General features: G+C 71.2%; 20 protein-coding genes and 2 pseudogenes. 7 read left to right on the top strand and 15 right to left on the bottom strand.

Annotated features, from left to right (window positions below; all coding sequences use genetic code 11):
- Window positions 1–34: 34 nt before the first annotated feature.
- Window positions 35–529, bottom strand: coding sequence for an immunity 21 family protein (locus tag STRTUCAR8_RS29390; protein ID WP_006379755.1), 495 nt, complete (start codon window positions 527–529; stop codon window positions 35–37).
- A gap of 76 nt (window positions 530–605) precedes the next feature.
- Between STRTUCAR8_RS29390 and STRTUCAR8_RS29395 the strand changes: the two genes are divergently transcribed.
- On the top strand, window positions 606–1,400 hold the full coding sequence (locus tag STRTUCAR8_RS29395) for an ATP-grasp domain-containing protein (RefSeq protein ID WP_006379761.1): 795 nt from the start codon (window positions 606–608) through the stop codon (window positions 1,398–1,400).
- Between the two features lie 47 nt (window positions 1,401–1,447).
- Here STRTUCAR8_RS29395 and STRTUCAR8_RS29400 read toward each other — a convergent pair whose 3' ends face one another.
- Complete coding sequence (locus STRTUCAR8_RS29400; protein WP_006379759.1) at window positions 1,448–1,960, bottom strand: rhodanese-like domain-containing protein; 513 nt, start codon at window positions 1,958–1,960, stop codon at window positions 1,448–1,450.
- Between the two features lie 141 nt (window positions 1,961–2,101).
- On the opposite strand from STRTUCAR8_RS29400, the gene STRTUCAR8_RS29405 reads away from it, so the two are divergent.
- Complete coding sequence (locus tag STRTUCAR8_RS29405) at window positions 2,102–2,548, top strand: Lrp/AsnC family transcriptional regulator (RefSeq protein WP_044473105.1); 447 nt, start codon at window positions 2,102–2,104, stop codon at window positions 2,546–2,548.
- A 35-nt stretch (window positions 2,549–2,583) separates the two neighbouring features.
- Here STRTUCAR8_RS29405 and STRTUCAR8_RS29410 read toward each other — a convergent pair whose 3' ends face one another.
- From STRTUCAR8_RS29410 to STRTUCAR8_RS29420, 3 genes are all read right to left on the bottom strand, one after another.
- Entirely contained in the window at window positions 2,584–5,571 is a 2,988-nt protein-coding gene (locus STRTUCAR8_RS29410) for an AAA family ATPase (RefSeq protein WP_006379746.1), read from the bottom strand.
- A gap of 82 nt (window positions 5,572–5,653) precedes the next feature.
- The gene (locus tag STRTUCAR8_RS29415) at window positions 5,654–6,817 is read right to left on the bottom strand and encodes an exonuclease SbcCD subunit D (RefSeq protein ID WP_006379753.1); all 1,164 of its coding nucleotides are present in this window, start codon (window positions 6,815–6,817) and stop codon (window positions 5,654–5,656) included.
- 88 nt (window positions 6,818–6,905) lie between these two features.
- Window positions 6,906–7,532 (bottom strand): YigZ family protein, encoded by a 627-nt coding sequence (locus STRTUCAR8_RS29420; protein ID WP_006379748.1) that lies wholly within the window; start codon window positions 7,530–7,532, stop codon window positions 6,906–6,908.
- Between the two features lie 143 nt (window positions 7,533–7,675).
- Here STRTUCAR8_RS29420 and STRTUCAR8_RS29425 point away from each other — a divergent pair, with 143 nt between their 5' ends.
- A complete protein-coding gene (locus tag STRTUCAR8_RS29425) occupies window positions 7,676–9,676 on the top strand; it encodes an APC family permease (RefSeq protein ID WP_006379757.1) in 2,001 nt (666 codons plus the stop codon).
- Between the two features lie 10 nt (window positions 9,677–9,686).
- Here the strand turns inward: STRTUCAR8_RS29425 and STRTUCAR8_RS29430 are convergent, their stop codons facing one another.
- Together STRTUCAR8_RS29430 and STRTUCAR8_RS29435 are read right to left on the bottom strand one after the other, a co-directional pair.
- Entirely contained in the window at window positions 9,687–10,232 is a 546-nt protein-coding gene (locus STRTUCAR8_RS29430; RefSeq protein WP_006379750.1) for a SixA phosphatase family protein, read from the bottom strand.
- On the bottom strand, window positions 10,229–10,978 hold the full coding sequence (locus tag STRTUCAR8_RS29435) for a hypothetical protein (RefSeq protein WP_006379756.1): 750 nt from the start codon (window positions 10,976–10,978) through the stop codon (window positions 10,229–10,231). Before STRTUCAR8_RS29435 ends, STRTUCAR8_RS29430 begins: the two co-directional genes overlap by 4 nt.
- A 334-nt stretch (window positions 10,979–11,312) precedes the next feature.
- On the opposite strand from STRTUCAR8_RS29435, the gene STRTUCAR8_RS29440 reads away from it, so the two are divergent.
- Complete coding sequence (locus STRTUCAR8_RS29440; protein WP_044473106.1) at window positions 11,313–12,773, top strand: MFS transporter; 1,461 nt, start codon at window positions 11,313–11,315, stop codon at window positions 12,771–12,773.
- Between the two features lie 195 nt (window positions 12,774–12,968).
- Here the strand turns inward: STRTUCAR8_RS29440 and STRTUCAR8_RS55435 are convergent.
- Window positions 12,969–13,322: pseudogene (locus STRTUCAR8_RS55435) on the bottom strand (TSUP family transporter); the annotation flags it as partial.
- A gap of 27 nt (window positions 13,323–13,349) precedes the next feature.
- On the opposite strand from STRTUCAR8_RS55435, the gene STRTUCAR8_RS29445 reads away from it, so the two are divergent.
- On the top strand, window positions 13,350–14,132 hold the full coding sequence (locus tag STRTUCAR8_RS29445; protein WP_044473107.1) for a phosphotransferase enzyme family protein: 783 nt from the start codon (window positions 13,350–13,352) through the stop codon (window positions 14,130–14,132).
- A 126-nt stretch (window positions 14,133–14,258) separates the two neighbouring features.
- Here the strand turns inward: STRTUCAR8_RS29445 and STRTUCAR8_RS29450 are convergent, their stop codons facing one another.
- The 7 genes from STRTUCAR8_RS29450 to STRTUCAR8_RS29480 all read right to left on the bottom strand — a co-directional run bounded on the left by STRTUCAR8_RS29450 (window position 14,259) and on the right by STRTUCAR8_RS29480 (window position 19,828).
- Entirely contained in the window at window positions 14,259–14,594 is a 336-nt protein-coding gene (locus tag STRTUCAR8_RS29450) for a YnfA family protein (RefSeq protein ID WP_006379762.1), read from the bottom strand.
- 79 nt (window positions 14,595–14,673) lie between these two features.
- A complete protein-coding gene (locus STRTUCAR8_RS29455; RefSeq protein ID WP_006379751.1) occupies window positions 14,674–15,591 on the bottom strand; it encodes an SDR family NAD(P)-dependent oxidoreductase in 918 nt (305 codons plus the stop codon).
- 61 nt (window positions 15,592–15,652) lie between these two features.
- On the bottom strand, window positions 15,653–16,891 hold the full coding sequence (locus STRTUCAR8_RS29460) for a cytochrome P450 (RefSeq protein ID WP_006379766.1): 1,239 nt from the start codon (window positions 16,889–16,891) through the stop codon (window positions 15,653–15,655).
- Between the two features lie 70 nt (window positions 16,892–16,961).
- Entirely contained in the window at window positions 16,962–17,156 is a 195-nt protein-coding gene (locus STRTUCAR8_RS29465; RefSeq protein WP_006379765.1) for a ferredoxin, read from the bottom strand.
- A gap of 106 nt (window positions 17,157–17,262) precedes the next feature.
- Entirely contained in the window at window positions 17,263–18,456 is a 1,194-nt protein-coding gene (locus tag STRTUCAR8_RS29470) for an NAD(P)/FAD-dependent oxidoreductase (RefSeq protein WP_006379763.1), read from the bottom strand.
- A gap of 161 nt (window positions 18,457–18,617) precedes the next feature.
- The gene (locus STRTUCAR8_RS29475) at window positions 18,618–19,358 is read right to left on the bottom strand and encodes an SDR family NAD(P)-dependent oxidoreductase (RefSeq protein ID WP_006379760.1); all 741 of its coding nucleotides are present in this window, start codon (window positions 19,356–19,358) and stop codon (window positions 18,618–18,620) included.
- A 77-nt stretch (window positions 19,359–19,435) separates the two neighbouring features.
- The gene (locus tag STRTUCAR8_RS29480) at window positions 19,436–19,828 is read right to left on the bottom strand and encodes a carboxymuconolactone decarboxylase family protein (protein WP_006379749.1); all 393 of its coding nucleotides are present in this window, start codon (window positions 19,826–19,828) and stop codon (window positions 19,436–19,438) included.
- 162 nt (window positions 19,829–19,990) lie between these two features.
- Here STRTUCAR8_RS29480 and STRTUCAR8_RS55850 point away from each other — a divergent pair.
- Window positions 19,991–20,743, top strand: a pseudogene (locus STRTUCAR8_RS55850) (flavin-containing monooxygenase); the annotation flags it as partial.
- A gap of 737 nt (window positions 20,744–21,480) precedes the next feature.
- On the top strand, window positions 21,481–22,261 hold a 781-nt coding region (locus tag STRTUCAR8_RS29490; protein ID WP_422125691.1), incomplete at its 3' end, for a zinc-binding dehydrogenase.

Consider the following 22,261-nt stretch of genomic DNA (forward strand, 5'->3'; position numbering starts at 1 on the left):
CCACCCGTACTCCTGTCCCTGCCCCGCTCGCCCGTCAGTCCGGCAGCCGCCGCAGCTGTACGAGGCCCACCCACGTCTCCGGTCCCGGCTCCACGTACGCCGCCCGCACCGCGTACCGTCCCGGAGCCAGGTCGACCCGCAGGTGGTCGGTCCGGTCGGTCTCCTTGCCGGGCCAGGCGGAGTCGAAGAGGAGCACGTCTCCCGGTGTCTCCCACGCCCTGTCCGGCTCCCACTCCGCCGCGGCGAGCGCGGCCGGGACGCAGGCCAGCACCTCGTCCTCGGAGTCGGCGGCGCACCACCGTACGAAGGTGTCGTGCTCCTGCAGGAACGCGGTCGAGGCGGGTTCGCCGCCGAGGACGAGTGCGGTGGTGTCACCGACGGGCACGAAGCCGACGAGGCCGTCCACTTCACAGGCCCGGTCGTAGTCCGTCGACAACTCGTCGCCGTCCGCCCCCGCCCAGAACGGCAGCACCGCTTCCGGTACCGCGATGAGCGGTCCCCCGCCCGACTCCACCCACTCAACTGCCATGCGCAGCAACCTACACGCTGTACGCGCGAGTAAATTCGCTGTCCCCTGACCCTCCCCGTGGGCCACCCTCGGTTCCATGAACGCCCGAACTCTCTTTCTCTCCCCACGCGTCACCGCGACCGGACACGCACTGGCCGACGCGGCACGTCGGCGCGGTATGCGTGCCGAGGTCCTGCGCGAGTGGCGCGTGCCCGAGGAGTGGCGAGGGGCCGAGGGCGCGACGCTTTACGCCGGGCCGCTGTTCGCGGACGCGGTGGCCACCGGGCTGGGGCTCGGGCTGCTGGAGGCGCCGCCGGACTGGCTGGCCCGGCTGCCGTACGAACTCACGCACAGGGCGATCGAGTTCAGCACCGTCGCCGAGGCCCGGCAGCTGCGGCGCCCCGCCTTCGTGAAGCCGCCCAACGACAAGAGCTTCCCCGCGCGCGTCTATCCGGACGGGAGCCGGCTGCCGGGTCCCGACGCGGTCGACGACGGCACGCCGGTGCTGGTGAGCGACATCGTGACGTTCGCCGTGGAGTACCGGCTGTTCCTGCTGGACGGTGAAGTCCGCACCGGTAGCCGGTACTTGACCGATGGCGAGCTGGATGTCGTACCGCTCGACGAGGACCCTCGGCGCGCGGAGGTACTGGCCTTCGCGGGGCGCCTCGCGCCCTCGTACCTGCCGAGTGCCGTGGTCGTGGACGTCGGACTGCTGACGGAAGGCTCGCGATGGGCGGTCGTCGAGGCCAACGCCGCCTGGGCGAGCGGGCATTACGCCTGTGATCCGGACGCCGCTCTCGACGTCGTCCTTCACGCTGCCCGCCCGGAAGGGGAGCTCGGTTCGGCGGACCGTGCCTTTCTGCGTCCGCTGCCCGAAGTCGTGCGGGACTGAGACGCACACGCGAGGCGGAGACGGGACCGCTGCGGCCCGCCTTTGCTTCAGCAGCCGCAGTCCGTCGCGTCCACCGGGGCCGTCAGCGCGTCGGCGGCGCGGCGTTCCCGTCCCTCCCACGTCTCGAACGCGAAGCCCTCGCGCACCCAGTACTCGAAGCCTCCGAGCATCTCCTTCACCTGGTGGCCGAGTCGGGCGAGGGCGAGGGCGGCACGGGTCGCCCCGTTGCAGCCGGGTCCCCAGCAGTACGTCACCACCGGTACTGACGGGTCGAGCAGCCCGGCGGCCTGCTCGGGGATCAGGGCCGTCGGCAGGTGGAGGGCGCCCGGGATGTGGCCCTGGTTCCAGGACTCGGTGGACCGCGAGTCGACGACCACGAAACCGGGGTCGCCGTCGGCCGCGAGTGCGGCGGCGACGTCGGACACGTCGGCGTGGAAGGCGAGGCTCGCACCGAAGTAGGCGGCGGCGTCGGCCGGGGAGGCCGGGGCGACGCGCAGGACGGGGTTGGTTGGAGGGGCGTTGGTGAGCGGGGTGCTGGTGAGGTGGGTGCTGATGCTCATGGGCCGGGCCTTTCCCTGGGAGAGGGAGCCCGGTGCAGGACTCCGTGGCCAGAAATCTACGGCCGACGATCACCTCACCTGAAGGTGTGATCCACGGGCTTCCGCTTGATCAGCCGGGGATTTCCCTGCTATTCCTCGGGCATGAGCATGTTTTCCCCGGACGCCACCGACTGGCACATTCTCGACGTCCTCCAGCGGGACGGCCGCGCCAGTTTCGCCGACCTGGCGCGCGCCGTGGCGATGTCCCCGAGCGCGGTCACCGAGCGGGTGCGGCGACTGGAGGAGGCCGGTGTCATCCAGGGGTACGCGGCGGTCGTCGACCCGGAGCGGCTCGGCCTGCCGATTCTCGCCTTCGTCCGGCTCAGATACCCGACCGGCAACTACAAGCCGTTCCACGACCTGGTCGCCGTGACGCCGGAGATCCTGGAGACGCATCACGTCACGGGCGACGACTGCTTCGTCATCAAGGTCGTCGCGCGGTCGATGCGCCATCTGGAGGAGGTGTCGGGCAAGATCGGCGCGCTGGGCTCGGTGACCACGAGCGTCGTCTACTCCTCACCACTCCCCCGCCGCCCTGTCGGACAGTGAGCGGCTGAGCGCCACAGATCGGCCCGGGCGACGCCTCACGCACCGCCCCGCTGCCGCACCACCGACCCCGATCTCCCTTTCACCACCTCCAGTTGGGCGTGGATCCGGCGCCGCAGGTCCGGCACATGGCTGACGATGCCGACACTGCGGTCTCGCTCACGCAGCGAGTCGAGGACGTCGAGGACCTCGTCCAGCGTCTGATCGTCGAGGCTACCGAAGCCCTCGTCGATGAAGAGGGTGTCGAGGCGGACCCCGCCGGCCTCGTCCGTGACGACGTCCGCGAGACCGAGGGCCAGGGCGAGCGAGGCGAAGAACGTCTCCCCGCCCGACAGCGTCGCCGTGTCCCGCTCGCGGCCCGTCCAGGCGTCGACGACGTGCAGCCCGAGGCCGCTGCGGCCCCGCCCGGCCCGGTCGTCGGAGTGGACGAGGGTGTAGCGCCCGGACGACATGCGCCGCAGCCGTGCCGTCGCGGCGGCGGCCACCTGTTCCAGGCGGGCCGCGAGGACGTACGACTCGAGCCGCATCCGGCGTTCGTTGTCCGCCGAGGTGCCCGCGGTGAGGGTGGCGAGGCGGGCCACCCGGTCGTGGGCGGCCCGCAGCGGCGCGAGCCGGCGTACCGCCGTGGCCGAGCGGGCCGACAGACGGTCGAGTTCGGTGCAGCGGCTCGCGGCGGCGTCGCGCGCGGAGGCGGTCTGCCGCAGCCGCCGGGCCGCGTCCGAGGCGGCCTGTTCCGCGCCCGCGAGGTCGGCGGGCGGCTGCTGCGCGGCGGCCATCGTGTCGGGCTCGGCGAGGGCGGCCCGTACGGCGGCCTCCTCGGACTGCCAGGCGTCGAGGCGGCGTTGCAGTTCGCGATGCGCCGCGTCGTCCAGGAGGGCGTCCGCCGCCGCGCGCGGTGTCTCGAAGCCGGCACGGTAGGCGGCGTCGGCGAGACGGGCGTCGGCGTCCTTGAGTCGCTGGGCGGTGTCTTCGGCGACGCGCGCGGCCTCGCCCGCCTCGGTGAGCAGCGCGGTCTGCCGCTCCAGCTGCGCGGCTCGAGCGGCGACGCTCTCGGCGTCACCCCGGGCCTGTGCCAACTCCTCTTCCAGCGCGGCCCGTTCGCCGTCGAGCGTGTCCCGGCGGGCGACCCTGGACGCCGCCCTGAGCGCGGCCTCCTGCTGGGCGGCGCTGCGGCGCTCGCGCTCCTGCTCGGCCCGGCGCAGTTCCTCGTGCGCGGCGTGCAGCCCGGAGGCGCTCCGCCTGGCCACGTCGTACCGTCGCTCCAACTCTTCGGCCTGTTCGGCGAGTTGATCGGTGGGCGCGTCTCCGGCCTCGGCGGTGGCGGCCGCCAGGGCCTCGCGTACGAGGCCCAGCCGGCGTTCGTCCTCGGTGCGCCGCTCGTCGGACCGCTGGTAGGCGGCGAGCGCCCGCTCCTCCGCCTCCCGGTCGACGTGCCCGGCGATCTTCCGTGCGGGCGCGGGGTGTTCGGTGGCTCCGCAGACGGCGCAGGGTTCGCCGTCGCTCAGACCTGCGGCCAGCTCGGCTGCGATGCCGTTCAGCCGCTGTTCCTTGAGGTCGAGCCAGTGCGCCCTGGCCTCCGTGGCCCGCTCGCGGGAGGCCAGCACCCCGGTCTGCGCCTCGTCCGTGTCGTGGGCGAGCGCGTCGCGCCGGCGGGCGGCCCGGAGCCGGTTCTGGGCGGGTTCCCGCTGGACGGCGAGCTGTTCGGCCCTGGTGGCGGCCTCCTGGGCCGACTCGATGCGGGTCTGGAGTTCGGCCCTTGTCGTCTCCCACTCGCCGAGCCAGGTCTCGGCGTCGTGCAGGACGTCCTCGTCGGCGCGCTCCTGGCGGTCCAGGCCGGCGCGCTCGTCGACGAGTCGCCCCAGCCGGTGTTCGGCGCGGCGGGCGGATTCGAGCCCGCCCAGCTCCTCGGCGGTCCGGCGCGCGGCGGCGGCGAGTCCTCCGGCGCCGGCGTCCGCGAAGCCGTCCGGCAGCAGGGCACGCGTGCGTGTCTGGGTGTCTGCCGCGCGCCGGTGCTCGCTCTCGACGGCCTCCCGCAGCTCCAACGCGGGCGCCACGGCCTCGGCGTTGCGGGCGCGCTCCATCCGCGCCCGGTCCTCCCGATGGGCGTCCGCGTGCCCCTCCAGCCTCCCGGCCCGCTCCCGCGCCTCGGCGAACCGGCTCTGCAGCCGGGCCACTTCGCGTACGTCGGCCAGCGCCCGGTCGGCGGTGCCCTGCGCGGACTCGGCGGCGGAGCGGGCGCAGTGGGCGACGGTGAGCAGCTCACGCGCGGTGCAACGGGCGACGGCGGCCGCGCTCATGATGGCGTCGGCCAGCCCCGGTTCACCCGGCGCGAGGCCGGGCAGCTCCATGGCATCCCCGGCGGCCTGGTGCATACGGTGGGCGTCGGCCAGCAACTCCGCGTCCCCGTCCCGCACTTCGGCCTCGGCGGCGCGCCGGCGGTCCGCGAGGCGTTTCTCGACCTCGGCGAAGCGGTGGGTGTCGAAGAGACGGCCGAGCAGCTTGCCGCGCGCCTCGGCGTCGGCGCGCAGGAAGCGGGCGAAGTCGCCCTGGGGCAGCAGCACGACCTGGCAGAACTGTTCGCGGCTCATTCCGAGCAGTTGGGTGATCTCCTCGCCGATCTCCTGGTGGGAGCGGCTGAGGTCCTTCCAGGCACCGGCCGAGGCGTCGTACTCGCGCAGCCAGCTCTGGGCCTTGTCGACCGTCGTACCTGAGCGACCGTTCTTCTTGGGGCGCTCCCAGGGCGGCTGGCGGGTGAGCTCCAACCGGCGTCCGGCGACGGTGAGTTCGAGGGTGACCTCGGTGCGGGTGCCGGCCTCGGCGTGGTCGCTGCGCAGCGAGCCGCCCTGGCGGGCGCCGGGCACCGAGCCGTACAGCGCGTAACAGACGGCGTCCAGGACCGAGGTCTTGCCCGCGCCCGTCGGACCGTGCAGGAGGAAGAGCCCGGCGGCGGACAGCTCGCCGAAGTCGACCCGCTGGACGCCGCCGAAAGGGCCGAACGCGGTGATGTCCAACCGGTGCAGCCTCATCGGGGGCCCTCCGTGTCCGTGCTCATGGCGTCCGCGCTCATCGTGTCCACAGTCCTGCCGTCCGTACTCCTGTGAGCGCTTCTCACCGGGCCACCTCCCGGACCGTCTCGTCGGCCCGCACCGCGTCGAACGCCTCCCGCAAAACGCCCCGTTCGTGTTCGTCGGTTCCCGCGCCGCGCACATGCAGGACGAAGTCCTCCGCGATCTCCTGGTCGTCGCGCCCCGCCAGGCGCCGTGCGTACGTCACGTCCGGGTCCCCGGGTGAGCGTTCCGGATCGAAGGTGAGGCTGAGGGTGTGCGGGAACCGTTCCATGAGCCGGGCCATGGGGTCCGCCGGGCGCACCGCGTCGGTGAGGGTCGCCTCGACCCACGCGTCCTCGTGGCGGGCGAGGTCCGGGTCGGCGAGCAGTTCCTCGAGCGCCCCCCGGATTCGGGCGAGCGGGCGCGGCACCGGGCAGTCGAGGCGCTCCGCGGTCAGCGAGCCGTCGCCCGCCAGGTCGATCAGCCACATGCTCTTGCGGTGGTCGGCCTCCGAGAAGGAGTACGGCAGCGGGGAGCCCGAGTAGCGCACGCGCCCGGTGATGGTCTGGCAACCGTGCAGATGGCCCAGCGCCACATAGTCGACGCCGTCGAAGACCCCGGAGGGTACTGCGGCGACCCCTCCGACGGTGATGTCCCGCTCGCTGTCGCTGGCCTCGCCGCCGGTGACGAAGGCATGGGCGAGGACGACGGACCGGGTGCCCTCCGCGCGCGTGGCGAGGTCGGCGCGGACCCGGTCCATGGCGGCGGCGAGGACGCTCTCGTGTCCGGCCTTCTCCACCCCGAACTCGTCCTTCACCAGCGCCGGTTCGAGATACGGCAGTCCGTAGAAGGCGACGTCGCCGAACGTGTCCCGGAGGACGACGGGAGTTCCGGCGGCGGACGGGGCGGTGCGCAGGTGGATGCCGGCGCGGTCGATGAGCCCGGCGCCGACGCCGAGTCGGCGGGCCGAGTCGTGGTTCCCGGAGATCATCACCGTGGGCACACCGAGGTCGGCAAGCCGGTGCAGGGCGTCGTCGAAGAGCTCGACCGCGGCCAGCGGGGGCACCGCCCGGTCGTACACATCACCCGACACGACCACCGCGTCCACCTCGCGCTCGCGCGCGACGGAGACGAGATGGCCGATGAACTCGGCCTGCGCCCCGAGCATGTTGACCCGGTGGAAGGAGCGGCCGAGATGCCAGTCGGACGTGTGCAGCAGTCTCATGATCCCCGAAACTAACAGCCGGGTCTGACATCACGGGTGGTTACTCCCGTATCGGCCCGTTGTGCGGCCCCGGAGGGCGTCGTGGCGCTCACGCGTCCCCGTAGGCCTCTCCACCGAGTTCGAACCCGGCCGTCCCCGCCGTCACGTCCGCCAGCCACGCGCGGAAGGCGTCCACATCGTCGTCCGGCAGCCCGATCTCGATCGTGACGGCCTCCCCGTAGCGCACGTCACGCACCTCGCGTCCGGTGGACCGCAGGTCGTGTCGGACCTTTCCGGCCCGCTGGTGGTCGACGGTCACCGTGGCCAGCCGGAAACGGCGGCGGGTGCGGGTGCCGAGCACGTCGAGGGCTTCGCCGACCGCTCCCCCGTAGGCCCGGATCAGGCCTCCCGCGCCCAGTTTGACGCCGCCGTAGTAGCGGGTGACGACGGCGACGACGTACCGCATGTCGCGGCGCAGCAGCATCTGGAGCATGGGAACGCCTGCGGTGCCGCCCGGTTCGCCGTCGTCGCTCGCCCGCTGGACGGAGGCGTCGGCGCCGATGACGTACGCGTAGCAGTTGTGGGTGGCGTCGGCGTTCTCCTTGCGGACGGCGGCGACGAACTCCTGGGCCTCCTGTTCGGTGGCCGCCGGGGCGAGGGCGCACAGGAAGCGGGAGCGGTTGACCTCGGTCTCGTGCACGCCCGCCTGGGCGACTGTGCGGTACTCGTCCGGCATCCGGCCACCCTACGGGGGAAGGCGTGGTGGATACTCACTCCTCGTTGCCAAAAGCCGCAGGCCACGCCGTATGCGCAGAGAAGCAGTAAAGAAGCAACAAAGAAGTAATCGGCATACAAAGAAGACCCCAAGGAGATCACCGCATGACCGGCGTCGAGATGGATCGCACGGCCAGAGCCGGGGCCGCGGGCCGGAGGTCCTCCGTGTCCGTGCCGTCCGCGCCCCGCTGGCGGGCCTGGCTGCTGGAGGGGCTCAGCGAGCAGTCGGCCCGGCATCCGGGGCCGCACGCCACTCCGGCCGAGGACCAGCGGGGCCACCGGTGGTGGCGGGTCATGTGCCTGACCGGCGTCGACTACTTCTCGACGCTCGGTTACCAGCCGGGCATCGCCGCACTCGCGGCCGGTCTTCTCTCGCCGCTCGCCACCCTGGTGCTGATCGCGTTGACGCTGCTCGGCGCGCTGCCGGTCTACCGCCGGGTCGCGCGGGAGAGTCCGCACGGCGAGGGGTCGATCGCCATGCTGGAGCGGCTGCTGCCCTGGTGGTCGGGGAAGATCTTCGTGCTCGTGCTGCTCGGTTTCGCGGCCACCGACTTCATGATCACGATCACCCTGTCAGCGGCGGACGCGTCCGCGCATGTCGTGGAGAATCCTTTCGCCCCGCACTGGACGCACGACGGGAACGTGTGGATCACGCTGGTCCTGGTCCTCGGCCTCGGCGCGGTGTTCCTGAAGGGCTTCAAGGAGGCCATGGGCATCGCCGTGGCCCTTGTGGGCGCCTATCTCACCCTCAACGTCGTCGTCCTCGCCGTCTCCGCCTGGGAGGTGTTCAGCCATCCGTCGAAGATCGGCGACTGGACGGACGCGATGACCGCGGAGCACTCCTCGCCGATCGCGATGATCGGTGTGGCGCTGCTCGTCTTCCCGAAACTGGCGCTCGGCATGTCCGGCTTCGAGACGGGTGTTGCGGTGATGCCACAGGTCAAGGGCGACGCGACGGACACCCGTGAACGGCCCGAGGGACGGATCCGGGAGACCCGCAGGCTGCTCACCACGGCCGCCGTGATCATGAGCTGCTTCCTGCTGCTGTCCAGTCTGGCGACCACGATCCTGATCCCGCAGTCCGCCTTCGAGAGCGGCGGCCCGGCGAACGGGCGTGCTCTCGCCTATCTCGCGCACGAGCACCTGGGCGAGGCGTTCGGCACGGTCTACGACATCTCGACCATCGCGATCCTCTGGTTCGCGGGCGCCTCCGCACTCGCCGGTCTGCTGAACCTCGTACCGCGCTATCTGCCCCGTTACGGCATGGCGCCCGAATGGACGCGCGCCGTCCGGCCGTTGGTGCTGGTGTTCATGGCGGCGGCCGTGTTCATCACGCTCTGGTTCAACGCGAACGTCGACGACCAGAGCGGCGCCTACGCGACCGGTGTGCTGGTGCTGGTGCTGTCCGCGGCGTTCGCGTCGGCGGTGGCCGTGCACAAGCGCGGCCACCGGGCGGCCACGATCGGCTTCGGCGCGATCACCGCGGTGTTCGCGTACACCCTGGTCACGAACGTGATCGAGCGGCCCGACGGTATCAAGATCGCGATGATCTTCATTCTGGCGATCCTCGTCCTGTCGTTCGCGTCACGGGTGCGCCGCGCCTTCGAACTCCGGGCCGCGGAAGTGACGTTCGACGAGGCCGCAGTCCGCATCATCGACGAGGCGGCGGCCAGCGGCCCGCTCCTCCTGGTGGCGAACGAGCCTCAGGAGCACAGCACCCGGGAGTACCGCGCCAAGGAGCAGAGCCAGCGCGAACAGACCCACATCCCGGACGGCCGTCCCGTGCTGTTCCTCGAGGTGTTCGTGCAGGACTCGTCCGACTTCACGGCCGACCTCGCGGTGCGCGGCGACGAGAAGCACGGGGCGCGTCGGCTGCGGGTGGAGGGCGCGACGGTGCCGAACACCATCGCGGCGGTGCTGATGCAGTTGCGCGACCGCACCGGCCAGGTTCCGCACGCCTACTTCAACTGGACCGAGGGTAACCCCTTCAGCCATCTGGTCCGCTTCCTGATCTTCGGCCACGGCGAGGTCGCCCCGGTCACCCGTGAGGTCCTGCGCCGCGCCGAACCGGACCTGGACCGGCGTCCACGCGTGCACGTGGGCTGACCTGCTCGAATCAGCGGGGTGTCGTCCCGCGCGGCACGGTCATGCCCGTGAGCAGGGCCGTGCCGGGCGTGAGATCGCGCCAACTGTCGCCGTGCCAGGCCAGGACGGCGATCGCGGAGGTCGGGAACTTCGTCCGTACGTCGTCCAGCGCGTCCCCGAGCGCCTCCCCGGCCAGTTCCAGCACCAGTTCCTCCAGGCCGGGATTGTGCCCGACCAGCAGCAACGTCCCGACCCCGGCGGGGACTTCACCGACGACGGCCAGCAACTCGGGTACGTCTGCCCCGTACAGCCTCGGCTCGTACCGGACCCTGGGCGGGGTACCCCACTCGGCCGACGCCAACTCCCAGGTACGGCGAGCCCGTTCGGCTGTGGAGCACAGGACGAGGTCGGGCAGGCAGTCGGCTTCGGCCAGTGCGCGTCCGACGGCCGGGGCGTCCCGCAGACCGCGCGGCCCGAGGGGGCGGTCATGGTCGTCGACGCCGAGGGGCCAGGCCGACTTCGCGTGCCGCAGGACGACCAGCCGACGCAGCGGGCCCGCGCCGTGGCGGGCGTTCACGTCAACGACCCGATCTCGCGGGTGAGTTCGAGGCCGAGGATGCGGTCGGCGTAGGCGTACGTCTCGAAGCGGGCCCCGTCCGGCAGCCCGTCGAGGGTCTCGACGCGGCGCAGGACGTCCAGTACGGCGGGCGTGTCCAGGTCGTCCTCCCAGGCGGCGCGCAACTCCTGGCGTACCTCCTCGGGGACCGGCCGGGACGGCTGCCGCGCCCAGCCGGCGACCGACCGGCGCCAGTGCGCGAGCGTGCTCCCCGCGTCGGCCAGGGCGGCCGGGGTCAGATCGACGGGCTCGGAGCGAGGGCGGGTGAGCAGGGCCAGGCGGAGGGTGGCGGGGTCGATGTCTCCGGGATCGGCATCTCCGGGGACGGTGTCTCCCGAGTCGGTCGTGGAGCCGGCGGGAGCGACGTCGAGCCGGATGCCGTCCGCCGCCCGGTCGCCCCGGCTCACCACATGGATCACCTGGGACCGAGCAGGCTCCGGTCCGGCATCACTCCGGTCCTCGAAGGGCCTGATGCCGAGAGCCGCGGCACCCGCCCGGAGTTCGGCCACCCGTTCGGCGCCGGCCAGCACGGGCCACACGGGGGTGCCGCCGAGTTCCAGGGCGCGGGCGAGGACGTCGGCGACCAGAAGCACGCGCAGGGCCGTGGTGCCGAAGCCCGGCGTACGCGCCTCGACACGGGTCAGGGCCCGGCGGGCCGGGGCGGCGACGACGGTCTCGCCGGTTCGGGCGTCAGAGATGCGGAGCACGGTGCCGAGCGTAACGCTCCGCTGGATCGGCGGGGTGGTTCGTCCCGGGTTGATGGAGTCGTCGCGCAGTTCCTCGTGCCCCCTGCAGGGAATTTGTCAGGAGGGTCGTTCGGCTCACGGCCCGTGGGGGCTGGTCGCGCGGTTCCCCGCGCCCCTTCAGGGCGCCGGTGTCTCGGTGAGCGGGACGGAAATCGGCCGTCGGGCGCCTTTACGCGCAGCTTATTGATTGTACCGACCGTTAGGTCTACTTTACGCGGCAGGCGCACCGGAGCCGCAATCGGGCACGCGCCGCATCTCCCCTTCCCCGCCTCCGCTCACCCTTGGAAGGCCGCCCATGTCCCAGACGCAGACCGCTGTCCCGCAGGAACACGAAAGACCGATCTCCACCAGGCGCAGCGTGCTCGTTGTCGTCGCGCTCGTGTGGACCGTCCAACTGGTCGCGCTGATGGCCGCGCTGTCCGGCATCGCGCAGGCCGAGGTCGCGATCCACTTCCGGACGACCGAGATCGCCTGGTTCACCCTGATGACCCTTCTGACGGGGACCTTCTTCCTGCCCTTCGCGGTCAAGGCCGCGGCTCTCTTCGGCAAGAGGAAGGTGCTGCTCGTCGCCACCGGGCTGGGCTTCGTCGGCGACCTGATCGCCGCCGTCGCGACGGACTACCGCACCCTGCTCATCGGGCGCGGCATCGCGGGCGTCTACGCGGCCACCGCCCCGCTGGCCTACGCGATCACCCGCGGCGTGTTCCCGCGCCGCTGGGTCGGCATCGCCAGCGGCATCCTCGCCGGAGGCATCGGCCTCGTCGCCTTCGGCGGACCGTTCCTGTCCGGCTGGCTCCTCGACGACCACGGCTTCCGCGGCGTCCTGTGGTTCATGGCGATCAGCACCGCGGTGAGCTTCGTCCTGGTGGCGGCCTTCGTGCCCGAGAGCCCGGTCCGCGCGGCGGGCGGCCGGATGGACTGGGTCGGCGGCATCCTCCTCGGCGGCGGGATCACGGCGCTGGTCTACGCCGTCGGCCGGGGCTCGCACTGGGGCTGGGGCAGCGGTGAGTTCGCCGTCTGGGTCGTCGGGGCGGCGATCGCGCTGATCGCCTTCGTCCTCGTCGAGCGCCGGGTCGCCGAACCGCTGTTCCCGCCTGCGATGACCTGGCGCCGCTCGGTGTGGACCGTCCTGCTGGCCACCTCCGTGGCGGCGGGCTCGCTCAGCGCCGTCGGCGTCGTGGTGCAGCTGCTGATACTGATGCCGGACATCCCGAACGTCTCCGAAGGCCTGGGCTGGTCGGGCACCCACAACGCCATCGTCACCAGCCCCATCAGCGCGATGATCATCGTGGCGGCCGTCGGCACCGGCTTCCTGGCCCGCCGGATCGACGCCCGGATCCTCCTGGGCGCCGGCTCCGCGCTCACCGTCCTCGGCTACGGCATCGGCACCCAACTGCACCACAGCGCGCCGCAGATCGTGGGCATGGGCCTGATCGCGGGGCTGGGCACCGGAATGGTCATGGCCATCGCACCCATCATGATCATCGAGGTGGTCACCCCCGAGGAGCAGGCGCTGGCCAACGGCGCGCAGACCCTCGGTCAGGGCGTCGCGCAGATCATCGTGTCCCAGCTGGCCTTCGTCGTGATGGCCCAGCACGGCGCGATCATGCAGGGCACCCAGTTCTACCTCGACGCCGGCTTCACCAACGGGCTCTGGCTGGTCGTCGGCTGTTGCGCCGTGGGCACACTGCTCGTCTCCCTGATCCCCAGAAGCAAGCGCCTCGACGAGGTCCGGACGGGCCGGGCGGCTGTCTGACCACTCGGCTTCGGCTGAAATCCCCGCCCGCGCCGACCCGTCCGAGTCGGCGCGGGCGGGCTCAGGGCGTGCGCCGGGCGCGGACGGCGTGGCGAGCGGTCCTGACCGCCGGGACCAGCAGGATCGCGCGAGGGCGGGGATGAGCACGAGGTCGGGCACCCTGCCGAGGAGAGGCCCTCCGAGCAGTGACCCGGCGACGGAGCCCGCCGCGAGGACAAGGGCGAAGGGGATGTCGGCCCGCAGAGCGGCGAAACTGCCCTCACGGCTGTAGCGGGCGAAGGCGACGAGCGTGTCGGCAGTGACACCAGCAGCGGCAGGCTCCCCCGCGGTCTCGATGTCGACGTCGTACAGCAGCACGATCGTGGGGATCAGCAGCGCTCCCCCGGCGACGCCCATGACCGCTGCGACCACGCCGGTCCCGAGCCCCGGCCACCGCCGAGAGGGCCGCGGGGCCGAAGGTGACGTCGACGCCGGAGCAAGCTCAGGAAGGCTGAGCTTGCTCTTCGGCCTCCGTCCCTGGTCTGACGCTCCTTTTAATGGGGTGATCATGACGAACGGATCCGACACACTGGTTCGATGCGGCACGATGAGGAACAGCCTTTGTCCGGTGGCAACGTCAGTGATGGGGTCGTTCGCGTCGGAGACACCGTTCGCCGTCCGGCCGGACCCTGGACGCCCGCTGTGCACGCCCTGCTCGGCCACCTGCACGACGTGGGATTCGGCGCGGCGCCTCGTCCGCTCGGCATTGACGATCAGGGGCGCGAGGTCCTGACGTTCATGCCGGGAGACGTGGTCTGGCCCGACCGGTTCCCGCTGATGGAACCGGCTCGGCAACTGGGTCGCGTGGCACGGCTGATCCGGGACTTCCACGACGCCGTGCAGGACTTCACACCACCCTCCGACGCGCGGTGGCAGACGCTGATCCCCGCTGAGGGCAGTGACATCATCGCCCACAACGACCTGGCCCCCTGGAACCTCGTCGTCGCAGACGAGACACGGTGGGCCTTCATCGACTGGGACGGCGCGGGTCCCGGCTCGCGCCTGTGGGACGTCGCATACGCCGTCCACGGGTTCATCCCGTTGTCCGCGCATCCGGACTGGCAGAGCCCGGACGCGGCGGACCGACTGCGAGTCTTCGCCGACGCCTACGGTCTGGCTGAGGCAGAACGCCGTCAGCTGGTCCCGCTGCTGGGACGCCGTACGCGTTCCATGCAAGACTTCCTGCGCGACCAGGCAGCCCAGGGAACCCAGCCCTGGGCAAGGCTGTGGGCGGAAGGCCACGGCGACGCCTGGCGAAACGACGCCGAGTACATCGAGCAACGCGAAGACCTGTGGATGCGGGCCCTGCTCGCCGGCTGAGGCATCAGTTCCCGTCAGGCTTCCGGGAGGGCTTGTTCGACTGCCTGACCGCGCGTGGGGACGAACCACCGAACTGGACCGGCTCAGACCATGAAGGAACAAGCTCGGTGCGTGCGTCAGGGAGGGTCAGTGACCGCGTGGGGCATACATGATGACGGCCATGCCGGCGAGGCAGACCAGGGCGCCGATGACATCGAAGCGGTCGGGGCGGTAGCCGTCGGCAACCATGCCCCAGGCGATCGACCCGGCGACGAAGATCCCGCCGTACGCGGCGAGGACGCGCCCGAAGTTGTCGTCGGACTGGAAGGTGGCCACCACCCCGTACAGGCCCAGCGCGATGACGCCCGCGCCGATCCAGACCCGGCCCCTGTGCTCCCGGATGCCCTGCCAGACCAGCCAGGCTCCGCCGATCTCGAACAGGGCGGCCACGGCGAACAGAGCGAGGGAACGAACGACGGTCATACCGGTCGACCCTAGTGGCGGCCCGTGCCGCTGGTCGAACACCCGGCCCTCGGAGCCTTCGACGGCGGGACCCTCACGGTCAGCCGAACTGGTGCTTGAGGAACGAACCGGACCACGTCATCAGGTCGGACGGTACGTAGTAGCCCTTCTCGTCGTTGATGGCGTCCCAGTTCGCCGCGACGTCCTCGACGGTCGCCGGACCCTCCGGGTGGACGTAGCCCTCGGTAGAGGCGATGAAGAGACGGGCGAATCGGCCGGCGCCGGCCGTGTAGATCTCCCCGTTGACCGGGCAGGTCTCGTGCGCGAGGTACGCCACCATCGGCGCCACCGCGGCCGACGGCATGTGCGGCATACCGGGGACGGGCTGCGCGTCGTCCGGCTGTTCGCCCCCGCCCATGCGGGTCATCGCCGCCGGTGCGATCAGGTTGACCTTGATGCCGTGCGGCTCGCCGGCCAGACGGGCGCTGCGGGCCAGGCCGACCGTGCCCGCCTTGGCGGCGGCGTACGACAGGTTGTTGTCGAGCCCGAACATGCCGCTGGAGGTGGTCAGTACGACCCGGCCGTACCCCTGCTCGACGAAGTGCGGCCACGCGGCCCGCAGCGTGTTGAACGAGCCGACGAGGTGGACGGCGAGGTGACGCTCCAGGTTCTCCGCCTCGATCTCGGGCAGCCCGGCGTAGCGGATGATCCCCGCGTTGTTGACGAGGACGTCGATACGGCCGAAGTCCTCGATGGCGTGATCGATGATCGCCTGGGCGCCGGCCGGCGTGGACACGTCGTTCGTGTCGGCGACGGCAGTGCCGCCCGCGGCGGTGATCTCCTCGGCGACCCTCCGCGCGGGGCCGATGTCCGCGCCGTCGCCCTCCATCGACCCGCCGAGGTCGTTGACGACGACCTTCGCGCCCCGTTCCGCCAGCAGCCGGGCGTAGGCCCGGCCGAGGCCGCGACCCGCGCCGGTGACGACGGCGACGCGTCCTTCGAAGCTGAACTCGCTCATGGGTGACTCCTGTTGCGCTGGGGTTGTGGGACGGTCGCCGGGCCGGGTACAGCCACGGGTCCTACCAGGTGACCGGCAGCTCGCTGATGCCGAAGGCGAGCGCGTCGGCCGGACGGAAGTCGAGCTCGTCACGGTCGACGGCGAGACGCAGGGTCGGCACCCGGCGGAAGAGCGTGCCGTAGACCACCTGCAGCTCGATCCGGGCGAGTTGCTGGCCGAGGCACTGGTGGATGCCCCAGCCGAAGGCGACATGATGGCTCGCCTTGCGCGTGAGGTCGAGCTTCTCCGGCTCGGGGAAGGCCTCCGGGTCCCAGTTCCCGGCCGGCAGCGGAACGACGATGCCGTCTCCCGCCTTGATCTGGACGCCCTCGAACTCGAAGTCCTCGGCGGCGATCCGGCGCTGGCCGAGCTGCGGAACGCTCAGATAGCGCAGGATCTCCTCGACCGCGTTCGCGACGGCCTTCGTGTCGTCGATCTCGCGCAGCTCCGCCAGCTGGGCGGGGTTCTCCAGCAGCAGGGCGGTACCCAGTGTGATCATGCTCGCGCTGGTCTCGTGCCCGGCGATCAGCAGGATCATGGACAGCAGTACGGCCTCGGGAAGGGTGAGGTCGCCGTCCTTGATCCGCGCGGCGAAGTCCGAGAGGACGTCCTCGGTCGGCTCCTCCATCTTCTTCTGGAGCACACCGGCGAGATACCCGCCCAGCGCCCTGTTCGCCGACTCCTGCTGCTCGGTCGTCTTGTCGCTCCTGGTGGCCCAGGAGGCGTGCTCCTGGAAGAAGTCGTGGTCCTCGTACGGCACACCGAGCAGCGCGCAGATCATCAGCGAGGGCAGCGGCAGCGACAGCGCGGTCACCAGGTTCGCCGGTTTCGGGCCCGCGAGCATCTTGTCGATCAGTTCGTCGGTGAACTCCTGGATCCTCGGCCGCAGCGCCTCCATCCGGGGGCGCGTGAACGGGCGCGTCATCATGCGGCGGATACGCGTGTGGTCGGCGCCGTCGGCGTTGAAGATCGTGAGCGGGTGCTGGTGTGCGGTCTCCGCCATGGGCCGGTTCGGGTAGGGGAACCCGGCCTGCTTGTCGTTCGAGCTGACCCGGGGATCGGACAGGATCGCCCGCTGCGCGGCATGGCCGGTGACCAGCCAGGGGGTGCTGCCGTCCCAGATCCGGGCCCGGGAGATCGGGGACTTGTCGTGCAGGGCGCGCAGACCGGGAGGCGGTGCGAAGGGGCACTTCGCGTCCCGGTCGTCCTGATAGAAGTACACCTGCTCGTCGGGGGTGAGCCGGGTCTCTGCCTCAGCCATGGATTCTCCTCAGGTGGGTGGGGGCTGCGCGCGCGGAACCCGGGGCGCTGTCCCTGGGTTCCCGCTCGGTCTATTCCTCGATACGGATGGCCAGCGCCGGGCAGATCGCGGCGGCGTTGCGCACGTCCTCGGCCAGCTCGGCGGGCGGGTTCTCGTTCAGGACGACGACGATGCCGTCCTCGTCCCGCTGGTCGAACACGTCCATGGCGGCGGACACGCACTGCCCGGCGGCGACACACTTTTCCTCGTCGACGACAACCCTCATGGGCTCTCTCCTGGTCGTTCCGTAAGTGATCGTGCGGCGGGGGCACGTGGTGGGAGGCGTGTGGTCGTGGGCGCCCAGGGTGGTGAGGGCGCGCGGTGGGTGATCGTCAGCTGACGGGGGCCGGATCCGGGGCCCGCACGTGGAGCGCGTCGACGACCTCCTGGCGGCGCAGCCGGGCCTGCTTGGGCATGTTCCAGCCGAGAACACCGGTGACCCTGCCTTCGCTGCGGAAGCGGGCGACGAAGCGGCGGGCCGCCAAGTCGCCCTCCACGACGTCCACTTCGGCATCGACCGGCAGGAAGCCGTGGACCTGGAGCTTGGCGTCGAACTGGTCGGTCCAGAAGTAGGGCACCGGCGTGTACGGCCGGTCCTCGCCGAGGATCACCCCGGCGACCGCCATCGCCTGCTCCGTGGCGTTCGTCCGGTTCTCCAGGCGGATCGGCCGGCCCAGGCCCTCGTGATGCCAGCGGGCCACATCACCCACGGCGTAGACCCCCTCGGCCGCCCGGCACCGCGCGTCGCAGACCACGCCGTTGTCGAGGGCCAGCCCGCTGTCCGCCAGCCACCGCGTCGCCGGGACCGCACCGATGGCGACGACCACCACATCGGCCGGCAGCACCTCGTCCGAGGCCAGTCGCACCCCGGAGACCCGACCGCCCTCGCCGACCAGCCCGACGACACCCTCACCCAGCCGCAGTGCCACCCCGCGCTCGGTGTGCAGCCCGGCCAGCACCCCCGCCACGACCGGCCCCACCTGCAACGCCATCGGCGCCGCCAACGGCCCCGCCAGCGTCACCTCCAGCCCCAGCGTCCGCCCGGTCGCCGCGATCTCCGAGCCCAGCACACCCTCGCCGACGACCACCAGCCGTCTGCCCGGCAGCAGCTCGCCGCGCAGCGCCAGCGCGTCGTCGAGCGTGCGCAGCACATGCGCACCGGCCAGGTCGTCCTGCCCGGGAAACCTCCGTGCCCGCACCCCCGTGGCGATCACGACCGAGTCCCCGGACAGCTGTCGTCCGGACTCCGTACGGACCGTCCGTGCCGCCGGATCGAGGTGGACCGCCTGGTCACCGAGCACGAACTCGGCGTCCAGCGCGTCCAGTTGATCCTGCGCGCGCAGTGCGGCCCGGGCCGGTTCCCAGGCGCCTGAGAGGACCTGCTTGGACAGGGGCGGCCTGTCGTAGGGAGCGTGCGGCTCGTCGCCGAGCACCGTGATGCCACCGGCGTACCCCTTGCGCCGCAGCGCCTCCACCGTGGACAACCCGGCCGCGGAGGCGCCCACCACCAGGACGCGGGCCGTCATGCGGTCACCGCCCGGGTGCCGTTCCTGACGTCGTCGTCGATGATCATGCGCACTCCATTGCAGCTGCGGCTCGATGCCTGGCTGAAAGTTATACCTGCCGGTCGGTACAAACAACCCTGCGCGGTGGATCGGTCGCCAATGACGCCCGCCGCGGAGGCCGCTCACGCCAGATAGCGGCCGCCGTTCGCACTGAGCGTCTGACCCGTGACGTAGCTCGCCTCTTCGGAGGCCAGGTAGGCCACGGCGTGGGCGATGTCCTCAGGAGTGCCGGCCCGCTTCATCGGCATCATCGCGGCGACCGCGTCCACGTCGACGGGACCCTGGCGCACCAAGGGGGTGTCGATGAAGCCGGGCGGGACGTGGTTGACGGTGATCCCCTTCTCGATGTACTCGACCGCCAGCGCCCGGGTGAGGCCGATGACACCGCCCTTGGAGGCCGCGTAGTGCGCCATGGAGGGAGCTCCGGTCTGCGCGGACGACGAGGAGATGTTGACGATCCGGCCCCAGCCCGCCTCTACCATGTCCGGCACCAGTTCCCTGGTGACCAGGAACGGACCCTTGAGGTTGATCCCGATCATGCGGTCCCAGGCCGCCTCACTGATGCTCGTGAAGGGCTCATAGGCGGTCGTCCCGGCGTTGTTGACCAGGATCGTGACCGGCCCGAGCTCATTCCGGGTGCGGGCCGCCGAGGCCGCCACCGCCTCGGCGTCGGCCGCGTCACCGCCCACCGCGATCGCCGTGCCGCCCTCCTTCACGATCAGTGCGACGGTCTCCTCGGCACCCTCGGTGTTGAGGTCCCAGACGGCGACCGCCGCCCCCTTGGCCGCGAGTACGGTCGCGATGCCCCGGCCGATGCCACGGGCGCCGCCGGTGACGACCGCGACCTTTCCCTGCAGTGTCATACGTGCTCCTCGATCGAGTGGTGGTGCGATTGCCGACGACGGGCCAGGCCCGGTCGGCGGGATCCAGGGGGATCCGGTCAGCTCTCCAGCGCCTCGCGGGCCGCCGTGCGGGCGGCCACGGCCCGGGGGAAGCCGGTGTAGCCGCTGGAGTGGTAGATGACCTCGGCGATCTCGTCCTCGGTCAGTCCGTTCGTCCTGGCGACCCGGACGTGGGTCTTCAACTCGGTCTCGGCGCCCAGGGCGATGAGGATGCCCAGCGTCACCAGACTGCGGTCGCGCGGGGCCAGTCCCTCACGCCCCCAGAGTCCGCCCCAGACGCCGACGAGACCGATGTCGACGAGGTCCTCACCGAGGCGGCCGTCCCGCAGATCGACGTCGCCCTCGGGGAACACGCCCGGCAGGGCGGCCCGTATGGCCTTCCAGCCGGCGGCCCGCAGATCGGCGGTCTCTTCGACACCCTTGTCGCTCATACGTGTGCTCCCGTCCTGTACTCCCGCAGTGCGGTTTCCCGTCCTTGAGCGAAAGTTAGATCAGACGGTCGGTACAATCAATGTCCTCAGCGAGATTCACATCCATTGCCCGGACCCGCCCCCTCATCTACTCTCACTCAATATTCGACCGAGCGTCGACATATGAATCAAGGCTCACGCGGGAGAGCACATGAGCGACACGACGAGGACGAGCCCGACCAGGCCGACGACGCGGGCAGCGCGGAAAACGCGGACAGCGCGCTCGATGTGCTGGTCATCGGTGCCGGCGTCACCGGCGTCTACCAGCTGTACCGGGCCCGGGAGGCCGGATTCACGGTGAAGCTGCTGGAGGCGGGCAGCGGGGTCGGGGGCGTCTGGTACTGGAACCGCTACCCCGAGGCGCGCTTCGACTCCGAGAGCTACACCTACGGCTACCTCTTCTCCAAGGAGCTGTGGGAGGAGTGGGAGTGGTCGGAGAAGTTCGCGGGCCAGCCGGAGATCGAGCGGTACTTCAACCATGTGGTCGACCGGTTCGACCTGCGGCGTGACATCTCCTTCGGGGTCAAGGTGACCTCGGCCGTCTTCGACGAGACGTCCGGGACCTGGACCGTACGGGGCAGTGACGGCACGGAGGTCAGGGCCCGCTTCGTCGTCGCGGCGACCGGCAACCTCTCGGTGCCGTTCATCCCGGCGATCCCGGGCCGCGACGACTTCCGGGGCGCGCAGCACCACACCAGCCGCTGGCCGAAGACCCCCGTCGACTTCACCGGCAAGCGGGTGGCCCAGATCGGCACCGGGTCGAGCGGGGTGCAGATCATCTCCGCGATCGCGGACGACGTGGCACAGCTGACGGTCTACCAGAAGGACGCCGACTGGCTCACGCCGCTCAACAACGGGCCGATCACGCCCGAGGAGCAGGCGGAGCTGAAGGCGAACTTCGAGTCCATCCGCGAGACGCTGAACGCCTCGCCGAGCGGGTTCCTCCACCAGATCGCCATGCGTTCCGGCCTCGACGACAGCCCGGAGGACCGCCAGGCGTTCTACGAGGAGCGGTGGAACGGCCCCGGTTTCACCAAACTCACCGAGCACTACTACGACATGCTCTCGAACGAGACCGTGAACGCGGAGTGGTGCGCGTTCATGGCCGGCAAGATCCGCGACATCGTCAAGGACCCGGAGACGGCCGAGAAGCTGATCCCCAAGGCCCACGGCTACGGCGGCCGGCGACCTCCCTTCGGGACCGGTTACTACGAGACGTACAACAAGCCGAACGTCTCCCTCGTCGACATCAACGAGACCCCGATCACCCGCATCACCGAGGACGGGATCGAGACCGCCGAAGGTGTCGAGGAGTTCGACATCATCATCTGGGCGACCGGCTACGACTTCGGCACCGGTGCCCTCAACCGGCTCGGCGTGCGGGGCCGCCATGGGCTCCCGCTGAAGGAGTACTGGTCGGACGGCCCGCGCACCTACCTCGGGGTCGCGACGGCCGGCTTCCCCAACTTCTTCTTCCCCGGCGGACCGCACGGCGCGACCGGCAACAACCCTCGCTACGCCGGTGACCAGGTGGAGATCGTCACCGACGCCATCGTCCACGCGCGCGACCACGGCCACGACGTCATCGAGGTGACCGAGGCCGCCGAGGAGGAGTGGACGGACAGCGTGAACAGCAGCACGATGTCCTCCTTCCTGGAGAGCAGCTACTTCTACGGGGGCAACATCCCCGGCAAGCCGGTCAAGCAGCTGCTGAACCCGTCAGGGCGCTGGGCGCTCCTGGAGCTGATCCGCGAGGCCGTCGCGAACGACTTCCCGGCCTTCACCTTCTCCAAGGCGACCACGCAGGACACCGAGGCCTGAGCAGGCGGAAAGCCGAGGGCACCCCACACCTGTGGCTCGGCAAACGCGTCGTGGCCCACCTCGGCTTCCTGCCCGGCGGATACGCTGAACTCGCCGTCACCGACATCGAACGCCTGCACGAGATCCCGGCCGGCCTCGACTTCGCCCAAGCCGTCGCGATGATCGGCACCGGACGGACGGCCATGGGAATAGTCCAGTTCACCGACCTCGGCCCCGACTCCGTGGCCGTCGTCCCGGCCGCCGCGGGCGGCCTCGGCACACTGCTCGTCCAGTACGCCCGCCGCACCGGCGCCACCGTGATCGGCCTCGCCGGCGGCCCGGCCAAGACGGCCCTCGTCACGGCGAACGGCGCCGACCTCGCCGTCGACTACACCGACCCCACATGGCCGGACAAGGTCCGCGCATACCTCGGCGGACAACCCGCCACCGTCGTCTTCGACGGCGTGGGCGGCGACATCGCCCGCGAAGCCACAGCCCTCCTCTCCCCCACCGGACAACACCTCGTCTTCGGCTGGTCCGCCCAAGGCATCCACACCGGCGGCCCCTACCTGGTCGAGGGCGTCTCCCGACAAG

Origin of the sequence: Streptomyces turgidiscabies Car8, assembly GCF_000331005.1 — a bacterium.
Lineage (GTDB): Bacteria > Actinomycetota > Actinomycetes > Streptomycetales > Streptomycetaceae > Streptomyces > Streptomyces turgidiscabies.